Raw genomic sequence first — 19,328 nt, 5'->3', positions numbered from 1 at the left:
TAGCTTTTACAAAGCTACCTAGGGTCAGGACCTATTAATTATTTGGATTCCTTTTTTTGTTGATTTGTGATTCATTGGTTTTGTGGAGGTGAAACTAATGAGTGATTTGTTTTTATTGAGCGAAGAGCAGATGGCGCGAATATCGCCCTGTTTTCCACTGTCTCATGGGGTTGCTCGTGTCGATGACAGGCGCGTTATCAGCGGCATTGTCTATGTCATCAAACATGGTCTGCAATGGAAAGATGCGCCCCTCGGTTATGGTCCGCATAAAACGCTCTATAATCGCTTTATCCGCTGGAGCAGGTTGGGTGTATTTGACCGCATCTTCGCAATGCTGGCCGGACAGGGCCCAAAACCTCAACGCATCATGATTGACGCCACACACCTCAAGGCGCATCGCACGGCTGCCAGCCTGTTAAAAAAGGGGATATTCCCCGCCGTATCGGGCGCACGAAAGGCGGCTTGAATTCAAAGCTGCACACGGTCTGCGATCAAAATGGAAAGCCAATATGTCTGCTACTAACTGAAAGGCAGATGAGTGACTACAAAGGAGCCGCTCTTTTGCTAGCGCATCTGCCAGATGCCAAGGAACTCATTGCAGACCGGGGGTACGATGCTGACTGGTTCCGGCAGGCATTGCTTGACAAAAAAATAAAGGCTTGCATTCCGCCCAGAAAGGGCAGAACCACCGAGATAGTTTATGACAGGCAAACTTATCGGTTGCGTCACATAATCGAAAACCTCTTTGCCAAGCTAAAAGACTGGCGGCGCATCGCGACACGCTATGACCGATGTGCACACACCTTCTTCTCGGCTATATGCATCGCCGCAACCGTAATATTCTATCTTAATTAATGAGTCCTGAGCCTAGATCCCTCAGCCATCCCTAAATGTTTTGCGCTTGCGTGATATTTATTGACACAATCCCATAAAATTATCCCAACCTCGTTCCTATGGTAGCAACAATGTTTACTTACTGCCGCCTTTCAAGTGCATTCAAAGATAGAAAATCCTATTTTTGAAAAATTTTGCTTTTGCGTCATGTGCATTATAAAAATAAAAAATTAAAACACTCCCTGCTTTATCAATAAACACGCTCTTGATAAATTATCAATTCAAACGACAGGAAACATCATTCCATTTAAATCACTCTACTTTTATATTTAAACTTTATGCATAGCATATCAGCATACATAATGATGATTGTAAGTGCGGAATAATTATTCAATTGACAACATATAAAACTGTTGATCGCTCTGCAAATCCGCACGAAGCGATAACACAAAAACTTTTCTAGCTACTTTTTACTATTGTTTTTTATGAAACATTAGTGCAAACCTGCCTAAGTTTGCTTATGCTTTATATTCTCGGAATAATATATCTATGGCATGAATTATTCCAAGATTGGTTATTTGGAAGACATGGCAATTGCTAGATGCAATTTAAAGCTAATCAATGGCCATATACAGAAAGAAAAAATTTCTATTGTCTATATGCTCCCAAAATTAATTAGATTTGAGGAAAAAATATTGAATAAAATAATAACCACTTTTACTATTTTACTCCTTACGCTTATGACTGGTTGCGTCAGTCAACGAGAGGTTACTTTGTATAGCAATAAAACAAATTACGTACAAATGCCAGATGACAAATATCGTGTCTTTGAATCAAAAAATAGTAACAAAATAATTCTTGTATCTAGTCTTGGTAATTACATACCAAAAGACTTACTAAAAAACATAACGTATGGACTAGTAAATACGGATGCACCAAAAATAAACTATAAGGCAGCTGCAAGGAAATATCTCAACGAGCATGGGCGAGAAAAATGTGACATCACCAATGATGGAGATGTTCCTGAACGGGGACGTTATGAATTCATCTATGTGTGCCCTGAAGGTTTTATTCCTCAAAAATCAATTTGAAATATTTAAACCTCATTAGATATAGCCATCATTTAGTTGGTTTTGAAATAAAAATTATGGGGCTGGCATAGATAGCTAAAAAAGCTCAACCGTTGATATTTTTACGTCAACGCAGATTACAAATAATATTTGCGAAAAAGATAATGTTGGTATTTCTTCGCCTTGGTAATTTGCCCGCCAGATAATCACTAAGCTTGTAATTATTTCAGCTATTATCCTTAACAAAAATCGAGAATGCCTCGCACACTCAACAATAATCGATAACGCCACCTTAATGAGCGGCGTTATTTTTAATCAGTAAAATATAATTAAAGACTATATTGAGCTTGAATATACGTAAAATTATTTCGTAAACAATTTTATATAAATAGCCCTAGACCTTGAAATCTTCATCTTTAGCAAGTTTGATAAAGCAAAAATCACATGCTTTAAAAAAACTTATTTACACGGCTTCAGGCGTATAATTAGCATCAATAATAGCTTGCTTTACTTTAGCTGCATCTTGAGTTCCACTAACCGTTACAAGATGACTTGCAACATCAGCTTTTACTATTGCATTTGGCAAAGCCTCAACAATGGCATTTGTAACCGACTTAACGCAATGGCCGCAGGTCATATCAGCAACACGAAATACAATATCAGCATTTTCACTCATTTTATTCTCCTTTTATTCATATGGGTCTATATGCGACCTTCCAACGCGGCAAGGTCAAGAGGAAAAATCAAAAGGATTAATTATTTCATATAATGAGCATTGCACTAATCTTATAAATAGGCTTATTACCAATTTACCCTTTTAAACAGACTTAAATCTTAAATGGGAAGACAATTGGACATATATTTAGGAGAGGCAAAATGAGCGAACCGCGAATGTTGACGCGTTCTGATATGAAAACCTTGGGCTTATCCTCGTTGGGCGGGGCTCTCGAATTTTATGACTTTATCATTTTTGTCTTTTTTGCCAAAATCATAAGTACCGTATTTTTTAATCCAGAAATGGCGGAATGGCTAACCACCCTACTCACCTATAGTATTTTTGCTGCTGGTTATTTGGCCCGTCCCCTTGGCGGCATCATTATGGCGCATCTTGGCGACAAATTAGGCCGCAAAAAAGTTTTTGCTTTTTCTATTCTACTTATGGCTGTATCTACCCTCTGCATGGCTCTTATCCCATCCTATGCCAGCATTGGTGTTGCTGCCCCCATCTTGCTTGCAATTCTGCGCGTTTTGCAAGGTATTGCAATTGGCGGCGAAATTCCTGGCGCATGGACCTTTGTGTCCGAACATGTGCCCTCGCGTTATGTCGGTTTTGCAACCGGCTTTTTAACCTCTGGCCTATCATTAGGCATATTGCTAGGCTCATTAGTTGCAACTCTTGTTAATCACCTCTTTACACCACAATTTGTAACCGATTATGGCTGGCGCGGGGCGTTTATCCTTGGTGGCATATTTGGTTTGTTAGCGGTTTGGTTACGACAATGGCTTGATGAAACCCCTATTTTTAAGCAAATGCAAAAAGCACGCAGCTTAACCAAAGAAGTGCCGCTTAAAATTGTTCTTAAAAAACATGGTGAAAGCGTTCTTATTGCGATATTGCTGACTTGGGCATTATCAGCAACTATTGTTATCTCAACCTTAATGACACCCAATTTCTTACAGCACCCACCCTATAATTATAGCGGTGATATAGCCCTTGCAGCTAATTGCGTCACTTCATTATTTTTGATTATCGCAACGCCAATAGCTGGTATTTTATGTGATCGCATTGGCAGTGGGCGCTTTTTCATCGGTGGTGGCATTTGTTTTGCCATAACCGCTTATGTATTTTATAATTATGCCGACAGCTCAACCACTTCACTCTTTATTCTATCGGCATTTTTAGGATTTTTTGCTGGCTATGTTGGTGCGGTAGCTTATGTCATGGTTAAGGCGTTTCCTGCAGCCGTGCGTTTTTCTGGCCTCGCTTTTTCCTATAATATTTCTTATGCAATTTTAGGTGGAACCATACCGGTTGTTATTTCTCTCTTTAACCGCTTAACCCCAATGGGACATGTCTGGTATTTGATCGCTATTGGTATGCTGGCCAGCGGCCTTGGGATTTATTTACTATGCCGTGGTCAAGCCCGCGAATTTGAAATTGGCGTTGAAGAAAAACCACAATAATTAGCTTTTTCTTTCAACTAATAGTAAAAACAAAAGCGGATAATAAATAATCTATTATCCGCTTTTTTAATCAAATCTACATATGAACAAGGCGCCAATAACTGCCTTAATTAAAACCTATAAAGTCTTCATCATATAAACTGCATCGTCACTATAGGTTAGAAGCTTTTGCTGCAAAGTGCTGTTCACCACTTGGGTTACAAATCCTTGCTTTAGCCAAAAAGGCGACGAGTTATTGACTGCCACCAATGACATAGAGCTATAACCCAATGCTTTTGCCTGTTGGTATAGGTTTTTTAAGCCTAACGAACCAACACCGCCAATACGTGCATCAGGTAAAATTGCAATATCATGCAAATAAAGCGTATCTGCATCTTGCGGTAAGCCATCTAATAATTGATTGAGTGGCGGAATATTATGCGCCTTCCAAGAATGAGCTAAAATATAACCGCTTGGCTTACTATCCTTTTCCAAAATATAACAGCTTTGCGGCGCCAATGCTTGCTTTTGCGCCAAAACCGCTTCATCTTCTGGATAATCAGGATGACAAATGGAGGCGACCTCGCAGATAGCTGCAAGATCGCTTTTATTCATAAAACGCCAATTAATCGACATTATGCCTCAATAGTGTTAAATTCCAACGGTTGAACGCGCTTAATACCTGCAACATTTTGCAATTCTTCGCGTACTGCCGCTGGAATTGGCGCATCAAGATAAAGCAATGCAATGGCATCACCACCTGGCTTATTACGGCCAAGGGCGAAGTTTGCAATATTAACACCATGCTTACCACAAATCAAACCAATTGTACCAATAATGCCGGGTGTATCGCTATTGGTAATATAAAGCATATGCGCACCAACTTCTGCATCAAGATTAATATCCTTTATTTGGATGAAGCGTGGCTTGCCATCAACAAAACAAGTGCCGGCAATTGATCGGGTACGCTTCGATGTGCGCACAGTTAACTTGATATAACCATCAAAAACACCTGATTTATCGCGCTTAATTTCAGAAACGATGATGCCACGCTCTTTAACCACAACTGGTGCTGAAACCATGTTAATGTCGGCCATTTGTGGACGCACTAAACCAGCAAGGGCTGCACTAATCAAAGCACGAGTATTCATAGTTGCAGTTGAACCATCAAAAAGAATTTCAACTTCCTGAATGTCTTCTTCTGTGGATTGTCCAACATAACTACCAAGCACTTCGGCAAGCTTGACAAATGGTTTTAGGCGCGGCGCTTCTTCCGCGGTAATGGCTGGCATATTGATGGCATTACTTACTGCACCTTTAACAAGATAATCAGCCATTTGCTCAGCCACTTGAATAGCAACATTTTCCTGTGCTTCTGAGGTTGAAGCACCAAGATGCGGCGTGCAAACGGTATTGTTTAACGCAAAAAGTGGATTATCAGCTGCTGGCGGCTCTTGCTCGAACACATCAATACCAGCCCCTGCAACTTGGCCAGATTTTAACGCTTCCACCAAATCTTTTTCAACAACCAGACCACCACGAGCACAATTGATAATGCGAACGCCTTTTTTCATTTTAGCAATGGCTTCTGCATCAATAATATTGCGGGTTTTGTCAGTAAGTGGCGTATGCAAGGTGATGAAATCAGCGCGGCGCAGCAAATCATCAAGCTCAACTTTTTCAACGCCCAATTCTTCGGCACGCGCTTCAGAAAGGAAGGGATCAAAAGCAATAACATGCATTTTAAGACCAATGCCGCGCGCTGCAACAATCGCACCAATATTACCGCAACCAATAATACCAAGGGTTTTACCGGTTACTTCAACACCCATGAAACGGTTTTTTTCCCATTTGCCGGCGCGAGTTGAAGCATCAGCTTCAGGCAATTCACGCGCAACAGCAAACATCATGGCAATTGCATGTTCGGCCGTGGTGATAGAATTACCAAAAGGCGTATTCATCACAATAATACCACGGCGTGAAGCTGCTGGAATATCAACATTATCAACGCCAATACCAGCACGGCCAACCACTTTAAGCTTAGTTGCTGCGTCAATAACCGCTTGGGTTACCTTCGTTGCAGAACGAATAGCAAGCCCATCATATTGACCAATAATTTCAAGTAACTTGTCTTTGTCCTTGCCAAGATCAGGCAAATAATCAACATCAACGCCGCGATCTTTAAAGATTTGTACTGCTGTTGGAGAAAGTTTATCAGATACTAATACGCGAGGTGCCATTATGGCCTCCATAATTGTCAAAATACTGCAAAGGATTATTAAGAAAGCGCTTTTACCACCATGCGCATTTCATAATTTTTCATTTTAGTTTAACTTCATCCATAAAAAAGGTGAAAGAAAACCTCATGCCTTAACAACTAATTGCAAGGCAAAACTAAAACTTCAAGAAATTTGAGATTGAAATAGAGTGGCTTCAACCACTCTATATGTTTAACTATAAGCGAATATTAGGCGCCCAACGCAGCCTTTTCGCAAGCAAAAGCCCAGTCCAACCACTGCGTTAAAGCAGCTAAATCATCAGCCTCTACCGTCGCACCGGCCCAAATGCGTAAACCCGATGGGGCATCGCGATAAGCACCAATATCATAAGCAACACCAGCCTTATCAAGACGAGTTACAATTGCTTTTGCAAAAGCTGCTTGATCATCCGCACTCAACTTTTTGATATCTTCATCAATAATGGTTAAGCACACGGATGTATTGGAACGGGTTGTTGGATCAACAGCAAGATTTGCAAGCCATGTTGATTTTTCAACAAAAGCATCAAGAACAGCAAAATTATTATCAGCACGTTCACGCAAAGCTTTTAAACCACCAAGAGATTTAGCCCATTTTAATGCATCAAGATAATCTTCAACACAGAGCATTGATGGCGTATTAATAGTTTCGCCTTTGAAAATACCTTCAATAAGCTTGCCACCCTTGGTCATGCGGAAAATTTTTGGCAATGGCCATTGTGGCACATAGCTTTCCAAGCGCTCTACTGCGCGTGGGCTAAGGATAAGAATACCGTGGGCACCTTCACCGCCAAGAACTTTTTGCCATGAAAACGTAACAACATCAAGCTTAGCAAAATCTAAATTTTGCGCAAAAGCCGCGGATGTTGCATCGCAAATGGTTAAACCTTCACGATTATCTGGAATAAAGCCAACATTGGGAACACGCACACCCGATGTTGTACCATTCCATGTAAAGACAACGTCACGATTAAAATCTACTTGTGAAAAATCTGGCAATTCGCCATATGGAGCATCAAAAATGCGGGCATCTTTTAGCTTCAATTGTTTGACCACATCTGTGACCCAACCTGAGCCGAAGCTTTCCCAAGCCAACATGTCAACACCGCGCGCACCAAGCAATGACCATAATGCCATTTCAACAGCACCAGTATCTGACGCAGGTACAATACCAATGCGATAATCAGCAGGAACTTCTAAAATTTCATGGGTGAGATCGATGGCTTCTGCCAATTTGGCCTTGCCAATTTTTGCACGATGAGAGCGACCTAAAGGTGCATCATTTAGTGCTTGTGTTGTCCAACCTGGACGCTTGGCACAAGGGCCAGAAGAAAAATTAGGATTATTCGGGCGATTACCCGGCTCATTAATATTAGTCATTTTATTCTATCCTCTCAGATAGCTCGCCTCTCGGTGGGGAGAGGTGGCCCGTTGACCTGTCTATTTCAACTTTAATTAAAAAGCAACCAGATTTTTTATAAATCAAAATTATTTTATTTTTATTTCAAGTTTGCAACAAAATACACAGTTTTATTAGGAAAAATAAATATATACTTATTAACTAACCATCACGATTAGTACAGTATGTTTTTGGCCTTTTGGGCTGATACTTATGGTGTTCAATTATACTTTACTGCGACTAATATTCGCAATCGAAAGAATAGCTAGTGCTTGGCATTGCTATATTTTGCCACTATATAAGAAAATTAAGGAGAAAATACGTGGCTATTACAATTTACATTAAACCGGGCTGTCCTTATTGCGCGAAGGCACTAGCTTTGCTTGAACAAAAGGATGTTGAATTTATCGCGATTGAAGCTGCAAGCGATCCACAAGTGCGGGCGCAAATGCGTGAGCGTGCAAATGGGCGCAATACATTTCCGCAAATATTTATTGGCGATATCCATGTCGGTGGTTGCGACGATCTTTTTGCATTGGAAGAAACTGGCAGGCTGGATGAACTTTTACAGCCTTACAAAAAAGGGAACTAACCAATGATTCGCTTCAATCTTCACTGCGACGGTGGCCACCATTTTGATGCTTGGTTTCGCTCCAATGATGATTTTGACATGCAATGTGCACGAGGTTGGGTTTCGTGCCCACAATGCGAATCAATAAAAATTGCCAAGGATCTTATGGCGCCTGCCATTTCAACTTCGCGCAAAAAAGAAAAAATGGTTGGCAATGCGCTTTCTTCACAAGAACGCGATTTACTAGCGCAATGGCGTAAAGTGTCTGAAAAAATCCGTGAGGAAGGCGATTATGTTGGTGAAAAATTTGCCGAAGAAGCCCGAAAAATTCATTATGGCGAGGCACTTGAACGCACAATTTATGGCGAAGCCGATGGCGAGGAAGTGAAATCGCTGGTGGAGGAAGGTATAGACTTGCTCCCCTTACCAACGCTTCCTGAAAAGAAAAACTAGTTTTCGGCTAAAAGCAATATTATAGTCCTCATAATATATCTGCAAATTTATAAAAACTATAAATGTCTTTTGCAAAATGCTTTGATGGGGTGAGGATGGTATGATTCAAACAATAGGCATTATTGGCGCTGGACAAATGGGCAATGGTATTGCTCATGCTTGTGCATTGGCAGGAAAATTTGTGTTGCTTCATGACCTTTCACAAGAAAAGGCAGAAGCCGCTCTTGCAACTATCAATGGCAATTTAGCAAGACAAGTAGCACTTAATAAACTATCAGAACAACAAAGACAGCATGCGCTATCTTTCATCAAAGTTTTGGATCATAAAGAACAGCTTGGATCTGCTGACATAGTTATTGAAACAGCTTTTGAAAATGAAAAAACCAAACAAGATATTTTTCATGATCTATGTCAATTTCTAAACCCACAAGCAATCATTGCCACCAATACCTCCACCATTTCGATTACAAGGCTAGCTGCTACAACCGATAGGCCCGAGCGATTCATTGGTCTTCATTTTATGAATCCCGTGCCTTTGATGAATCTTGTGGAAATCGTGCGCGGCATTGCGACTGACGACAAAACTTTCAATGCAGCAGCTCAATTCATCGCAAGCCTTGGTAAAACATCAGTTGTAACGCAAGATTTTCCAGCCTTTGTGGTCAACCGTGTTTTACTGCCGATGATTAATGAAGCAATTTATACCCTTTATGAGGGGGTTGCTAGCGTTGAAGCCATTGATAGTGCCTTGCGTCTTGGTGCTAACCACCCCATGGGGCCACTGCAACTTGCTGACTTTATAGGATTAGACACATGCCTTTCTATTATGCAAGTTTTGCATGATGGCCTATCAGATTCTAAATATCGCCCCTGCCCGCTTTTAATCAAATATGTTGAGGCTGGATGGCTCGGTCGTAAAAGCGGACGCGGTTTTTATGACTATCGTGGCGAAATACCGATACCAAGTCGCTGATAAAGTGAATATTTTAGCGATAAAGTGAAAAGAGTTCGCAATGCTTGATATTTTTGAAGTAAGCCGCGACTTCAAATTGGATGACATCAATGGCAATAGTTTAAATCTAGTCTCGAACATCGATCTGGAAGATTTTTTTAAAGTAGATTTAGCGATACAGAAACTGAACAAGGCTTTTAATATAGAGTTTTCCTATTTTGAAAATTTTATAATGAACATTTCGATGATTGAAGAATTTATTGAAATTATTAAAAATGCTTCCATTGATAAGGCAGAAAAATCAAGGTGGCTTACCCTATTAGAAACAGCCACGAAAAATGGCAACAGCTTATATTTTGTTTGTGACTAAAGTCACGATTAACATAAAAATAAAAAGGCATATTCATATCACAATGATATAAATATGCCTTTTATTTAAAGCAAATTATCGCTTAATTATTAAAGCCTACTCAAGACCAAGCTTACCGCGAAGTTCTGAAAGGTCTTCTGCAAGAGTATTTACAGCTGCTGACAGCGTGTTGCGGTCATCATCAGTAAGCTTTTCATAGCTTACATAGCCTTCACCTTCTTTGTATTTGCTGAGAATTTCATCAACAGTATCAAAGTTTTCAGTAACCTTAGTTACGAAAGCTGCATCATCCTTACCAAGGAAGCCCTTGAAAAGATCAAAAATCTTGCGTGAACCATCAAAATTACCGCGGAAATCCCAAAGGTCCGTGTGGCTATAACGGTCTTCTTCACCTGAAATCTTGGTTGCTGCAACTTCTTCCATCAAGGCAGCAGCGCCGCCAACAACGGTTTCTGGTGGGAAAGCAAGATCAGAAATACGTGCTTGCAAGTCTTTAACGTCCGTTAAAAGCTTGTCAGCTGTGCCTTGGATATCGTCAGTGCTTTTGGTTTCCCACAAAGAATATTCAATGCGGTGAAAGCCCGTGAAATTAGGATCTTTTTCTTCTTTTTCAAAATCATCAGCGCGGGCATCAATTGACTTATCAAGATCAGCAAAGAGTTCAGCGATTGGTTCAATAGCTTCATAGCTGATGCGGGTTGGTGCAAATAGTGCTTTAGCTTCGTCTACTTTGCCAGCCTTAATCGCTGCGGTAAATTTTTCGGTGTCTTCGACAAGCTTATCAACTTTTTCGCTAACATAAATCTTATATTCGGCAATCGGCGCAACAAGATCAAGCTCTGGCTCATTTGCCGCAAAAGCAGGTGTCATCAATGACATAAGACCAGCAATTGCCACAGCCTTTAAAGCCATTGTCCGCATCGGAAGTGCTTTCAAAAACATCGCTATTTCCTTTTCTATAGCTGTTCAACGAAAACGGCGGCGATTTAGTATAATCCACCACCTTTGATACAGTGATGAAAAATCCAAGCATATCAGCTAAAAAATCAATCATCACTTGTATTTATGACGATACCAATTTGAAATTGGTATCGAAAATTTGCGCATGAATGAAAAGGCGTTTAACGCAGTGGTCAAGAAAACCATACTATTAAAGCAGTTACCTTTTTCATTCATCTTAATTTATTAGCTAGCCTTTACCGCTTCCATAAGCGAACGGCCTAGCCAATCTTCATCATTTTGAACACCGGGAAGCGTGAAGAAATACCCACCACCTTCTGGCTTCAAATATTCTTCTAGCGGTTCGCCATCAAGTTGACTTTGCACATGGATAAAACCATCATGAAGGCTAGCTTGATAACAAATAAACAATAGGCCTTGATCTAATTGGCCAGACTTGGTTACGCCGTTGGAATAATTAAAAGGCCGGCGCAAAATTTGATGTTTTTCTGAGTCTGCCGTTCTTGGATTAGCGAGGCGAATATGGGCATCAAGCAATGTTACTTTACCATCAGGATCCTTAGTATAATCTGGAACATCAGATTCTTTCTTGCCATCCATCGGCGCACCACTATCACGCTTGCGGCCAAAAATGCGCTCTTGCTCTTGCAAGGGAGTGCGATCCCAGCGCTCAACAAAATTGCGGATAATGCGCACGGCTTGATAGGAGCCACCACGGGCCCATTCTGGTTCATTTTTGCGGCTGTCATTAACCCACAAAATACGATCCATCAACGCGCTATCATTGGTATCAGGATTGGCAGAACCATCACGGAAGCCTAAGAAATTACGGGCATTTTCGACTTCGCCATTTGGCAATGGGGCAATGACTGGAACACTCCCTTCTTGCATCCATTTCATCACCAATAGGTTTGATAGGTTTTTATTAATGTCACGCAATGCGTGAATAACTGTATCAATATCATTGGCACAAATTTGTATTGAAATATCTCCATGACAACGGCTCGCAACCAAAGCATCATTATGAAAGCCGGTCATTTGTTCAAGCTCCGCAGGCTTATGAGCCTTTAGCCAATCAAATTTTTCAAAGAGCGAATTGCCGAGCGCAACCGTTACCGTAAGACCATTCGGTGTAATTTCTGGCCCCAAGATACCAGAATCATAAGGCGGTAATTTATCATCACGCTCTGGATAGCTACCACCCTTGGTTAAGAAGCGGATACGGTCGGTAAGACGGCGAAACAAGTCTTCTAATTGCTCAGGTTTGCTAACAACAACATTTAATGCCGCCACAAGACCAGTTGCCGGTCGCGGGGTTAAAATACCTGCCTGATGCTCGCCATAAAAAGCGACAACATCTGATAAATTATCATTGCCCGTTGGTGCAGCTGTCACCGCACCACTTTGCGCCATATGCGTGGCTTTTGCATTATCTTGGGCAAATGCCTCATTGCCAGCCACCAAGGTCGGTGTGACTAACGCCGTTGCAGAGGCGGTTTTTAAAAACGAACGACGATTAAAAGGGCTTGATCCACTTTTGGTCATTATCTTCTACTCCATAGGATCAAGTGACAGATTTTATCCATCACCCAATCTCTTCATTTCACAGTGGTTCTTTATTGCGTGCGCATGGTAAAACCACTTATTTCAAGGGGTTTAGTGCAATATTAGCCGCACTAAAACCCTAATTTTGCTTGTAACTGCGTTAGCTGCTCCGAAAGCTTTTTCAAATCAGCTAAAAGAACTTGCTTTTTATCCGCCGCAAGTTCACCAGTTTCATTTACACCATCTTTGAAAATCGTGCTTAAAGCATCCAGATTTTGATTGATCTCGGTTTGCAATTGCGGTGCAGAATGCTGTGCAACTTCAGCCATGAGCGATGCGGTCTTTTTTATACCATCAATACTGGCCGCCATTTCGCTCGCTTCATCCTTAGCCCAAGCATTAACACCATGATCGCTTGTCAACATATCAATTAGCTTTTGGGTGATATTTTCAGCACTTGTCAGCATTTCAACCGGTGCAACCTGATTATCCTTGATGCGCTGGGAAAGATCATTGGCCGCAGTTTCTAAATCGGCCATAAATGGTGCAAGTCCTGCAGTAGAATTTTGCCCCCATAGACCATATTCAATGCGATGGAAGCCAACAAAAGCTTTGTCATTTTCACGGTTAGCAAGATATTGCGCTTGCGGATTCATTTTGGTTTCAAGATCAGAAAAACGCCCAGAGAATGTATCAAGCTTGCGATAGTGAAGACGGGCATCAAGCCATGCTTTTTTGGCCGCATCAACATCATTGGCATCAATGGCTGTTTTAAGTGATTGAAGCGCTGTAGACATGCGCTTTGCTTCTAAAATGAGATAGACGCGATACTCGGATAAAGGCTTTAAGAATTCGCGATTACCCGGCTGAGCTGCAACGGCATTTTTCCACTCATCACTTGACGTGACAACCATTTTGCCGCGCGGATTGGTTAGCAAACCGCAAGTAATTTCATATTCACCAGGTGCAAGCGTTGCCGATAGACGCGATTTAAATCCGGGTAAAATATTTTCACGCTCTGCAAGCACCATAACGCCCGATAAAATCTCCCATTCAACCGCACGCTCTGATGTGTTTTCAATTTCAAAAAAACGCTTGCCAGCAGGTACAGTCAAATTCATCGGATCGCAGCTATCGCTGCCCACTTTAACCGCAATGATATCATTAACATCGGTATCATCTGTATGATTGCTGCTTGCCCACCACAATGTTCCGGCCGCAGCAACAGCCAAAACACATGAGCCGACAAGAGCAATCACCATAGGGGTCTTATTTGTTTTTGGCGATGTCATGAAACTTACTTTCTTTAATAAACACTATTTCGTTTTTTAAGGTACTTTACCATCAAGGCACCTCATTCATCTTGCAATGGCTAGATATTAAGCGCCTACTGGCTTTTTAGGCTGCTTGCTTTCGTAAATATAAAAACCAAGAACAGGCACCAAATAGATAACGTAAATCACCACCTCACCAATGGTTGGAGCGGGATTATAGCCAAAGAGACCTGCTAAAAATGTGCCTAAAGTGCTATGATCGGAAAGGATATGCTGAATATTGAAGGCAATGTCTTGCAAACTATTCCAGATACCTGCTTCATGCAACTTATTGAGCGAACTTGCGGCAAGACCGGCTGCAACGAAAATGATAAGAACACCAGTCCAACGGAAGAAAACCCGTAAATTAAGCGAGATACTACCTTTATATAGCAAAAAGCCAATAGCACTGGCTAAGAGAACACCCAACAGCGCGCCCCATAGAGTATTGGTTTCATTGCCTTGCTGAAGAATAGCAAGCAAGAAAAACACCGCTTCCAAACCTTCACGCGCAACAGCTAAGAAAGCCATACCGACAAGAGCAAGGGTTGTGCCTTTTGAGCCTGATTTATCTTGCGAAAAAGCAGCTTCAACCGATTCCTTTAATTCACGACCAACACTTGATGCGGCCTTTTTCATCCATAATATAACCCAGGTAAGCACGCCAACCGCCAAAAAGCCCACAAAGGCTTCAAACATCTCCTGCTGTCTTTGCGGAAATTCAGCACGTAATGCCAATATCATTGCTGCAACAAAAAGTGAAAGCGCGATAGCTAAAAAAATACCAACCCAAATGGCTGGCAACCATTCACGGCGCCCCGTGCGTGTCAAATAGCCTGAAATAATAGCAACAATTAAAACAGCCTCAAGTCCTTCACGCAACATAATAAGAAAAGCAGCAAACATTAAATAAACTTTCTAAAACCAATTTTCATATAAGCATCCAATATATCCTGCTTATATTGAATGTGGTATTTTCATTTATTATTAAATTAGAGTATTTTGGTGTATATTGATAAATTTGCACCATATGCAATCACAATGCTTAGTCATACTTTATTAACCCCACGACAATAAGACATGCTAGCTTCCAACCAGCCTCTCACTTCATCGGGCTTTTTACATATGCCAAAACACGTAAAATGATAATACTAATAACATTATCTTCATAACACATATTAAAATTAAACTTAAGTATTAAACAGAAAATACTGCAAATAATTGTAACATTACACCAAAATTTTACTAATAAATTTAGAACTATTATAATCTATATTATTAAAAACATAATCCCATTATTTTAAAACCTATTATACGCTAATTACACCAAAACTAAAAACAGCAAAACTATAGCTATTTTTAATCAGAAAATGACTCACCATAACGCCACACAACCAATAATATCGACAAACAAGTTCAAAATCACAAAATCATTAGTAAAACAATTAAAACCTAAACATTTTCTAACAATGTCCAACATTCAAAACATACTAGCTTTCCCAACCATTAAGTCATTTCACAATTGAGTATTTTAAGATTTTTAATCCCATCCGTTAGCTTCATTGCAAGATAATTTACGAAATGCTAAAAATTTTAACACTTATGTCACAATTCTGCTATTAAAACTTCACCTAATAAGTCAAGTGTTCGAGTAATGTTGTTTTTGGTTTTTAACTATGGTTCTAAATGTGCGATCAAGATTTCGCCTAATTTTCATTGATAAAAGCCAAATTGAATATTACGATAGTACCAAAGTGAATAAGATATATCGATTTAAAGATCACTTTGTTATGAAAGCACTGAATAAGTTCATATTGGAAAAGCAGAAGCGATTCTACTTTTTCACCAAACACCGATTATTTATGATTAATTTAAAAAGGATCATCATTTTACCACAGATTTAGCACCAATATTTCTTTGTTATTTAGCCTCTTTGCCATTGCAATTATGCAGCAAAATGTCAAAATCCCTTTATTACCAAGCCAGTTCTTGGCACAATCACCAGCTCTTGGCACAATCAATTGGGAATATTTTGCTTCGTTGAGATAAAAAGGTTTAAAAAACGCGATAGAGAGATATATGAATGAACAATAGCATTTGTGCTTTTGCACCATTCATGGCATCAATTAATGGTAGAATGAATATTTAAATTGGCATAAAGAAAGGTCAGCGCTTTAATGGAGTATCGCCAATGCAATTGAGATCTATAGTGAAATGGTTTTTTGCCGGTTTCCTATTTCTGATTTCTGTCAATTCGGCGATGGCAGATTTACGCGTTTGTAATACAACCCAAGATATTGTTGGGGTTGCTGTTGGATATCGCTCTGATGAAGGTTGGGTTAGCGAAGGTTGGTGGCGCATTAATAAGGCAAGCTGTGAAACAGTTATTGTTGGTTCGCTTTCTTCACGCTTCTATTATCTATATGCCGAAGATGAAAGCGGTAAAAGCCGCTGGGATGGTCCTGTTACCATGTGCGGCACCGAAGCCGAATTTAAAATTCCGGGAACTAATGATTGTTTTGCCCGTGGCTTCCAGCGTTTTGGTTTTCAGGAAATTGATACACAAAACCAAAAAAACTGGATGGTGCAATTAACTGAACCAGTTACAACAAATCCTGCAATAAATAATTCATTGGTGACAGGGAGTCAAAATCCGTGAGACGCAACCGTAATGTGAAAATTCTAGCCACCCTTGGGCCTGCATCTTTTGACGAGACCGTGATTGAGCGGCTTTTCGTAGCAGGTGCCGATGTTTTCCGCATTAATATGAGCCATGCCGACCATGATACAATGCGCGCACTTGTGCAACGCATTCGAAATGTTGAAAAAAAGCAAGGTCGCCCAATCGGCATTCTTTGTGATTTACAAGGCCCTAAACTGCGTGTAGGCGCATTTGCTGACCGCGCCGTAGAATTAAAGCAAGGGCAAAATTTTACCCTTGACCGTAATGAGGCACCTGGTGACACTAATCGCGTTTATTTGCCTCATCCTGAAATCTTTGCGGCTGTAAAGCCCGGAGACCGCTTACTTATTGATGATGGTCGGCTTGAACTGGTTATCATCCAATGCGACCTTGATAAGATTGAGTGTCGCGTGGTGGCTGGCACCAAAATTTCTGATCGTAAAGGTGTGAGCCTACCTGATACATTATTGGCAGTTGGCGCGATGACTGAAAAAGATCATCGCGACCTTGCAGCTATCGTCGAGGAAGATGTCGACTGGATTGCACTATCCTTTATTCAACGTCCCGATGACATTGCCGAAGCACGCAAAATTGTCAAAGGTCGCATGTCGATCCTGTCAAAAATCGAAAAACCGCAAGCCTTGCTGCGCATTGAAGAAATCATCGATCAATCTGATGCGATCATGGTAGCACGTGGCGACCTTGGCGTTGAAATGCCGCTTGAAAGTGTCCCGGGTACCCAAATGCGGCTTATTCAAGCTTGCCGCAATGCAGGTAAGCCCGTTGTTGTTGCAACCCAAATGCTTGAATCAATGATTAGCGCCCCTGTTCCAACACGCGCAGAAGTATCTGATGTTGCAACAGCGGTTTATGAGGGTGCTGATGCAATTATGCTTTCAGCAGAATCAGCTTCCGGCCAATATCCGATTGAGGCGGTACAGACTATGGATCGCATTGCGCAAAAAATTGAACGCGATATTTTCTATAGTGGCATGATCAATGCTCAACATCCAAAACCAATGGCAACAAGTGCAGACGCTATCGCTCTTGCCACCAGACAAATTGCTGAAACACTTAACCTTGCTGCCATTGTTGCCTATACAACAACGGGCACAACTGGCATTAGAACCTCGCGTGAGCGTCCGCGCACACCTATCATTCTCTTATCACCTAAGGTTGAAACGGCACGTCGCCTTGCTATTGGTTGGGGCTTGCACTGCGTTGTCACGGAAGACGCAAAAGACCTTGATGAGGTAGTAGATCGCGCGGCAAAAATTGCTTGCCACGAGGGTTTTTGTAAAACTGGAGAGCGCATCATCATTACCGCTGGCGTTCCTTTTGGTACACCAGGCTCAACCAATATGCTGCGTATTGCCGTTGTTAATGAAGAACATAAGAATTGAATATCTACTTAAACTTAGTTTTATCAAGCGAATAATAACCTAATTATAGATTTATTATAAAAGGCATTTCTTTTATCGAAAGATAGAGAAATGCCTTTTTTGTTTAATCTTATTTTCGCCGTTAATTGTTTGATAATGGTGTTAGAAACTGCTTGGTACTAATGAATTGGATGCAAGTATTTATTTAAATAATTGGGGGACTTATGCGATTTTATTTGGCTTTTATTTTAATGACTATCGTATCGCTTGCCCAAGTACAGTTACAGGCACAGGCACAGTCTATTGATGGTTTGCGAATAGGGGACGATCAGTCGGTTTTAGAGAACTATCCAAATTTAAAACCTACAATGGTTAAATCTCGTTTTCCGATAAATATTTTTTCTGACAAGAACCTCAAAGTCACGATTAATCGAAATACCGGAAAGATAGTAAAAATCTTAAAAATTGCGCATACTAAGGGCGATACAGGCATTTTCTCAAATTTCGAATTAAAAAAAACGCGCTACAAAGATATTTTTATTAATAAAAACTTCCTTTTAAATAATTCTAACAATCAAAGAATACATTTTTTATCTAGTTTTTCTGACTTTAATGCGCCAACAACTTATCTAAACTATAGAATAACCAATGATGACAAAATGGACAACACTGTCGTAATAAGTTTTATTTTCAATAAAGATAGCTATGTAACGACAACTCCGGTTATGGACACGAATAAAATAATATTTTTCCAACCCTCCGCTTTTTATAACAAAAAGGAAGAATATGCTTGGGATAACAACGCAAAATTACAAGCCATCGCCCTAACTGATTTAGATTATATCGCCAAAACTGAAAAAGTGGAGGGTTTAGAAAATTTACCTTTACTGGACTGGCTAGAGCCAAAGGAAAACCAAGCCAAAGCATTTAAGATCTTGAAAGCCAAAGATTACTTTGTTTCAAAGATCTATAATGGTCCCAAAAAAGACCCTAGTTTTAACGGTGCTAATAGCCAATATAAGCGTTATCGAACGGCACTGACTGAAAGCTTTTCTAAATCTGATATACCAATATTTGCCGGACAATATGGTTTTGGATTTATTTACTTTGCCCCTAGCAATCATGATATGTATTTATATGACTTCCAAACCGGCAAAATTGATAAGTTTCCCTTAGGTGCACATTACACAAATCTACAGCTTATTATGCGGCAAGATTCAAATTTACTATTAGCCCGTTGGGAACAAGACAATTTTTGCAAGCGACAATATTTTTCTTATAGGCTAGAAAAATGGCATGAAGAAAGCGCGATAGAAAGCGAGGGACCAGCATGGAACTGTGCGCTTATAGACGACAAAAAATTTTTTAAATAAAGG

General features: G+C 40.4%; 18 protein-coding genes. 10 read left to right on the top strand and 8 right to left on the bottom strand.

Annotated elements, in window-relative coordinates; all coding sequences use genetic code 11:
• Nucleotides 1-97 precede the first annotated feature (97 nt).
• A protein-coding gene (locus tag N6A79_RS01290) for an IS5 family transposase (protein WP_263499871.1) occupies nucleotides 98-855 on the top strand; the annotation gives its coding sequence in 2 pieces (ribosomal slippage) (nucleotides 98-431 and nucleotides 431-855; 759 coding nt in all).
• A 566-nt stretch (nucleotides 856-1,421) separates the two neighbouring features.
• Nucleotides 1,422-1,925 (top strand): hypothetical protein, encoded by a 504-nt coding sequence (locus N6A79_RS01285; protein WP_268546669.1) that lies wholly within the window; start codon nucleotides 1,422-1,424, stop codon nucleotides 1,923-1,925.
• Nucleotides 1,926-2,367: 442 nt separating this feature from the next.
• Here N6A79_RS01285 and N6A79_RS01280 read toward each other — a convergent pair whose 3' ends face one another.
• Nucleotides 2,368-2,580 (bottom strand): heavy-metal-associated domain-containing protein, encoded by a 213-nt coding sequence (locus N6A79_RS01280; protein WP_268546668.1) that lies wholly within the window; start codon nucleotides 2,578-2,580, stop codon nucleotides 2,368-2,370.
• A gap of 200 nt (nucleotides 2,581-2,780) precedes the next feature.
• On the opposite strand from N6A79_RS01280, the gene N6A79_RS01275 reads away from it, so the two are divergent.
• Entirely contained in the window at nucleotides 2,781-4,088 is a 1,308-nt protein-coding gene (locus N6A79_RS01275; RefSeq protein ID WP_182418536.1) for an MFS transporter, read from the top strand.
• A gap of 117 nt (nucleotides 4,089-4,205) precedes the next feature.
• Here N6A79_RS01275 and N6A79_RS01270 read toward each other — a convergent pair whose 3' ends face one another.
• The 3 genes from N6A79_RS01270 to N6A79_RS01260 all read right to left on the bottom strand — a co-directional run bounded on the left by N6A79_RS01270 (nucleotide 4,206) and on the right by N6A79_RS01260 (nucleotide 7,704).
• Entirely contained in the window at nucleotides 4,206-4,703 is a 498-nt protein-coding gene (locus N6A79_RS01270) for a GNAT family N-acetyltransferase (protein WP_268546666.1), read from the bottom strand.
• A complete protein-coding gene (gene serA / locus N6A79_RS01265; RefSeq protein ID WP_262079538.1) occupies nucleotides 4,703-6,307 on the bottom strand; it encodes a phosphoglycerate dehydrogenase in 1,605 nt (534 codons plus the stop codon). Before serA ends, N6A79_RS01270 begins: the two co-directional genes overlap by 1 nt.
• Before the next feature lie 227 nt (nucleotides 6,308-6,534).
• A complete protein-coding gene (locus N6A79_RS01260) occupies nucleotides 6,535-7,704 on the bottom strand; it encodes a phosphoserine transaminase (protein WP_268546665.1) in 1,170 nt (389 codons plus the stop codon).
• A 341-nt stretch (nucleotides 7,705-8,045) separates the two neighbouring features.
• On the opposite strand from N6A79_RS01260, the gene grxC reads away from it, so the two are divergent.
• The 4 genes from grxC to N6A79_RS01240 all read left to right on the top strand — a co-directional run bounded on the left by grxC (nucleotide 8,046) and on the right by N6A79_RS01240 (nucleotide 10,069).
• Complete coding sequence (grxC, locus tag N6A79_RS01255) at nucleotides 8,046-8,315, top strand: glutaredoxin 3 (RefSeq protein WP_182418532.1); 270 nt, start codon at nucleotides 8,046-8,048, stop codon at nucleotides 8,313-8,315.
• Nucleotides 8,316-8,318: 3 nt separating this feature from the next.
• The gene (locus N6A79_RS01250) at nucleotides 8,319-8,747 is read left to right on the top strand and encodes a DUF1178 family protein (RefSeq protein WP_182418531.1); all 429 of its coding nucleotides are present in this window, start codon (nucleotides 8,319-8,321) and stop codon (nucleotides 8,745-8,747) included.
• Nucleotides 8,748-8,847: 100 nt separating this feature from the next.
• Nucleotides 8,848-9,720, top strand: a complete 873-nt coding sequence (locus N6A79_RS01245; RefSeq protein ID WP_268546664.1) for a 3-hydroxybutyryl-CoA dehydrogenase — start codon at nucleotides 8,848-8,850, stop codon at nucleotides 9,718-9,720.
• Nucleotides 9,721-9,760: 40 nt separating this feature from the next.
• A complete protein-coding gene (locus N6A79_RS01240) occupies nucleotides 9,761-10,069 on the top strand; it encodes a hypothetical protein (RefSeq protein ID WP_268546663.1) in 309 nt (102 codons plus the stop codon).
• A 96-nt stretch (nucleotides 10,070-10,165) separates the two neighbouring features.
• Here N6A79_RS01240 and efeO (N6A79_RS01235) read toward each other — a convergent pair whose 3' ends face one another.
• The 4 genes from efeO (N6A79_RS01235) to efeU form a co-directional block, all read right to left on the bottom strand.
• Nucleotides 10,166-11,011, bottom strand: coding sequence for an iron uptake system protein EfeO (gene efeO, locus N6A79_RS01235; protein WP_410007220.1), 846 nt, complete (start codon nucleotides 11,009-11,011; stop codon nucleotides 10,166-10,168).
• Nucleotides 11,012-11,254: 243 nt separating this feature from the next.
• Entirely contained in the window at nucleotides 11,255-12,574 is a 1,320-nt protein-coding gene (gene efeB, locus N6A79_RS01230) for an iron uptake transporter deferrochelatase/peroxidase subunit (RefSeq protein WP_262079530.1), read from the bottom strand.
• Nucleotides 12,575-12,705: 131 nt separating this feature from the next.
• Nucleotides 12,706-13,866, bottom strand: a complete 1,161-nt coding sequence (gene efeO, locus N6A79_RS01225; protein ID WP_268546662.1) for an iron uptake system protein EfeO — start codon at nucleotides 13,864-13,866, stop codon at nucleotides 12,706-12,708.
• Between the two features lie 87 nt (nucleotides 13,867-13,953).
• On the bottom strand, nucleotides 13,954-14,793 hold the full coding sequence (gene efeU, locus N6A79_RS01220; RefSeq protein WP_268546661.1) for an iron uptake transporter permease EfeU: 840 nt from the start codon (nucleotides 14,791-14,793) through the stop codon (nucleotides 13,954-13,956).
• 1,285 nt (nucleotides 14,794-16,078) lie between these two features.
• Here efeU and N6A79_RS01215 point away from each other — a divergent pair.
• From N6A79_RS01215 to N6A79_RS01205, 3 genes are all read left to right on the top strand, one after another.
• Nucleotides 16,079-16,546 (top strand): DUF1036 domain-containing protein, encoded by a 468-nt coding sequence (locus tag N6A79_RS01215; protein WP_182418525.1) that lies wholly within the window; start codon nucleotides 16,079-16,081, stop codon nucleotides 16,544-16,546.
• A complete protein-coding gene (pyk, locus tag N6A79_RS01210) occupies nucleotides 16,543-17,973 on the top strand; it encodes a pyruvate kinase (RefSeq protein ID WP_182418524.1) in 1,431 nt (476 codons plus the stop codon). Before N6A79_RS01215 ends, pyk begins: the two co-directional genes overlap by 4 nt.
• Before the next feature lie 203 nt (nucleotides 17,974-18,176).
• Nucleotides 18,177-19,325 carry a hypothetical protein gene (locus N6A79_RS01205; protein ID WP_268546659.1) on the top strand — a complete coding sequence of 383 codons (1,149 nt, stop codon included), beginning with the start codon at nucleotides 18,177-18,179 and terminating at the stop codon, nucleotides 19,323-19,325.
• The last annotated feature ends 3 nt before the right edge of the window (nucleotides 19,326-19,328 follow it).

The sequence above is a fragment of the Bartonella sp. HY761 genome, assembly GCF_026743145.1.
Taxonomy (GTDB): domain Bacteria; phylum Pseudomonadota; class Alphaproteobacteria; order Rhizobiales; family Rhizobiaceae; genus HY038.
Note: the sequence above shows the minus strand (reverse complement) of the source record. Positions and strands in the feature narration are given on the sequence as shown.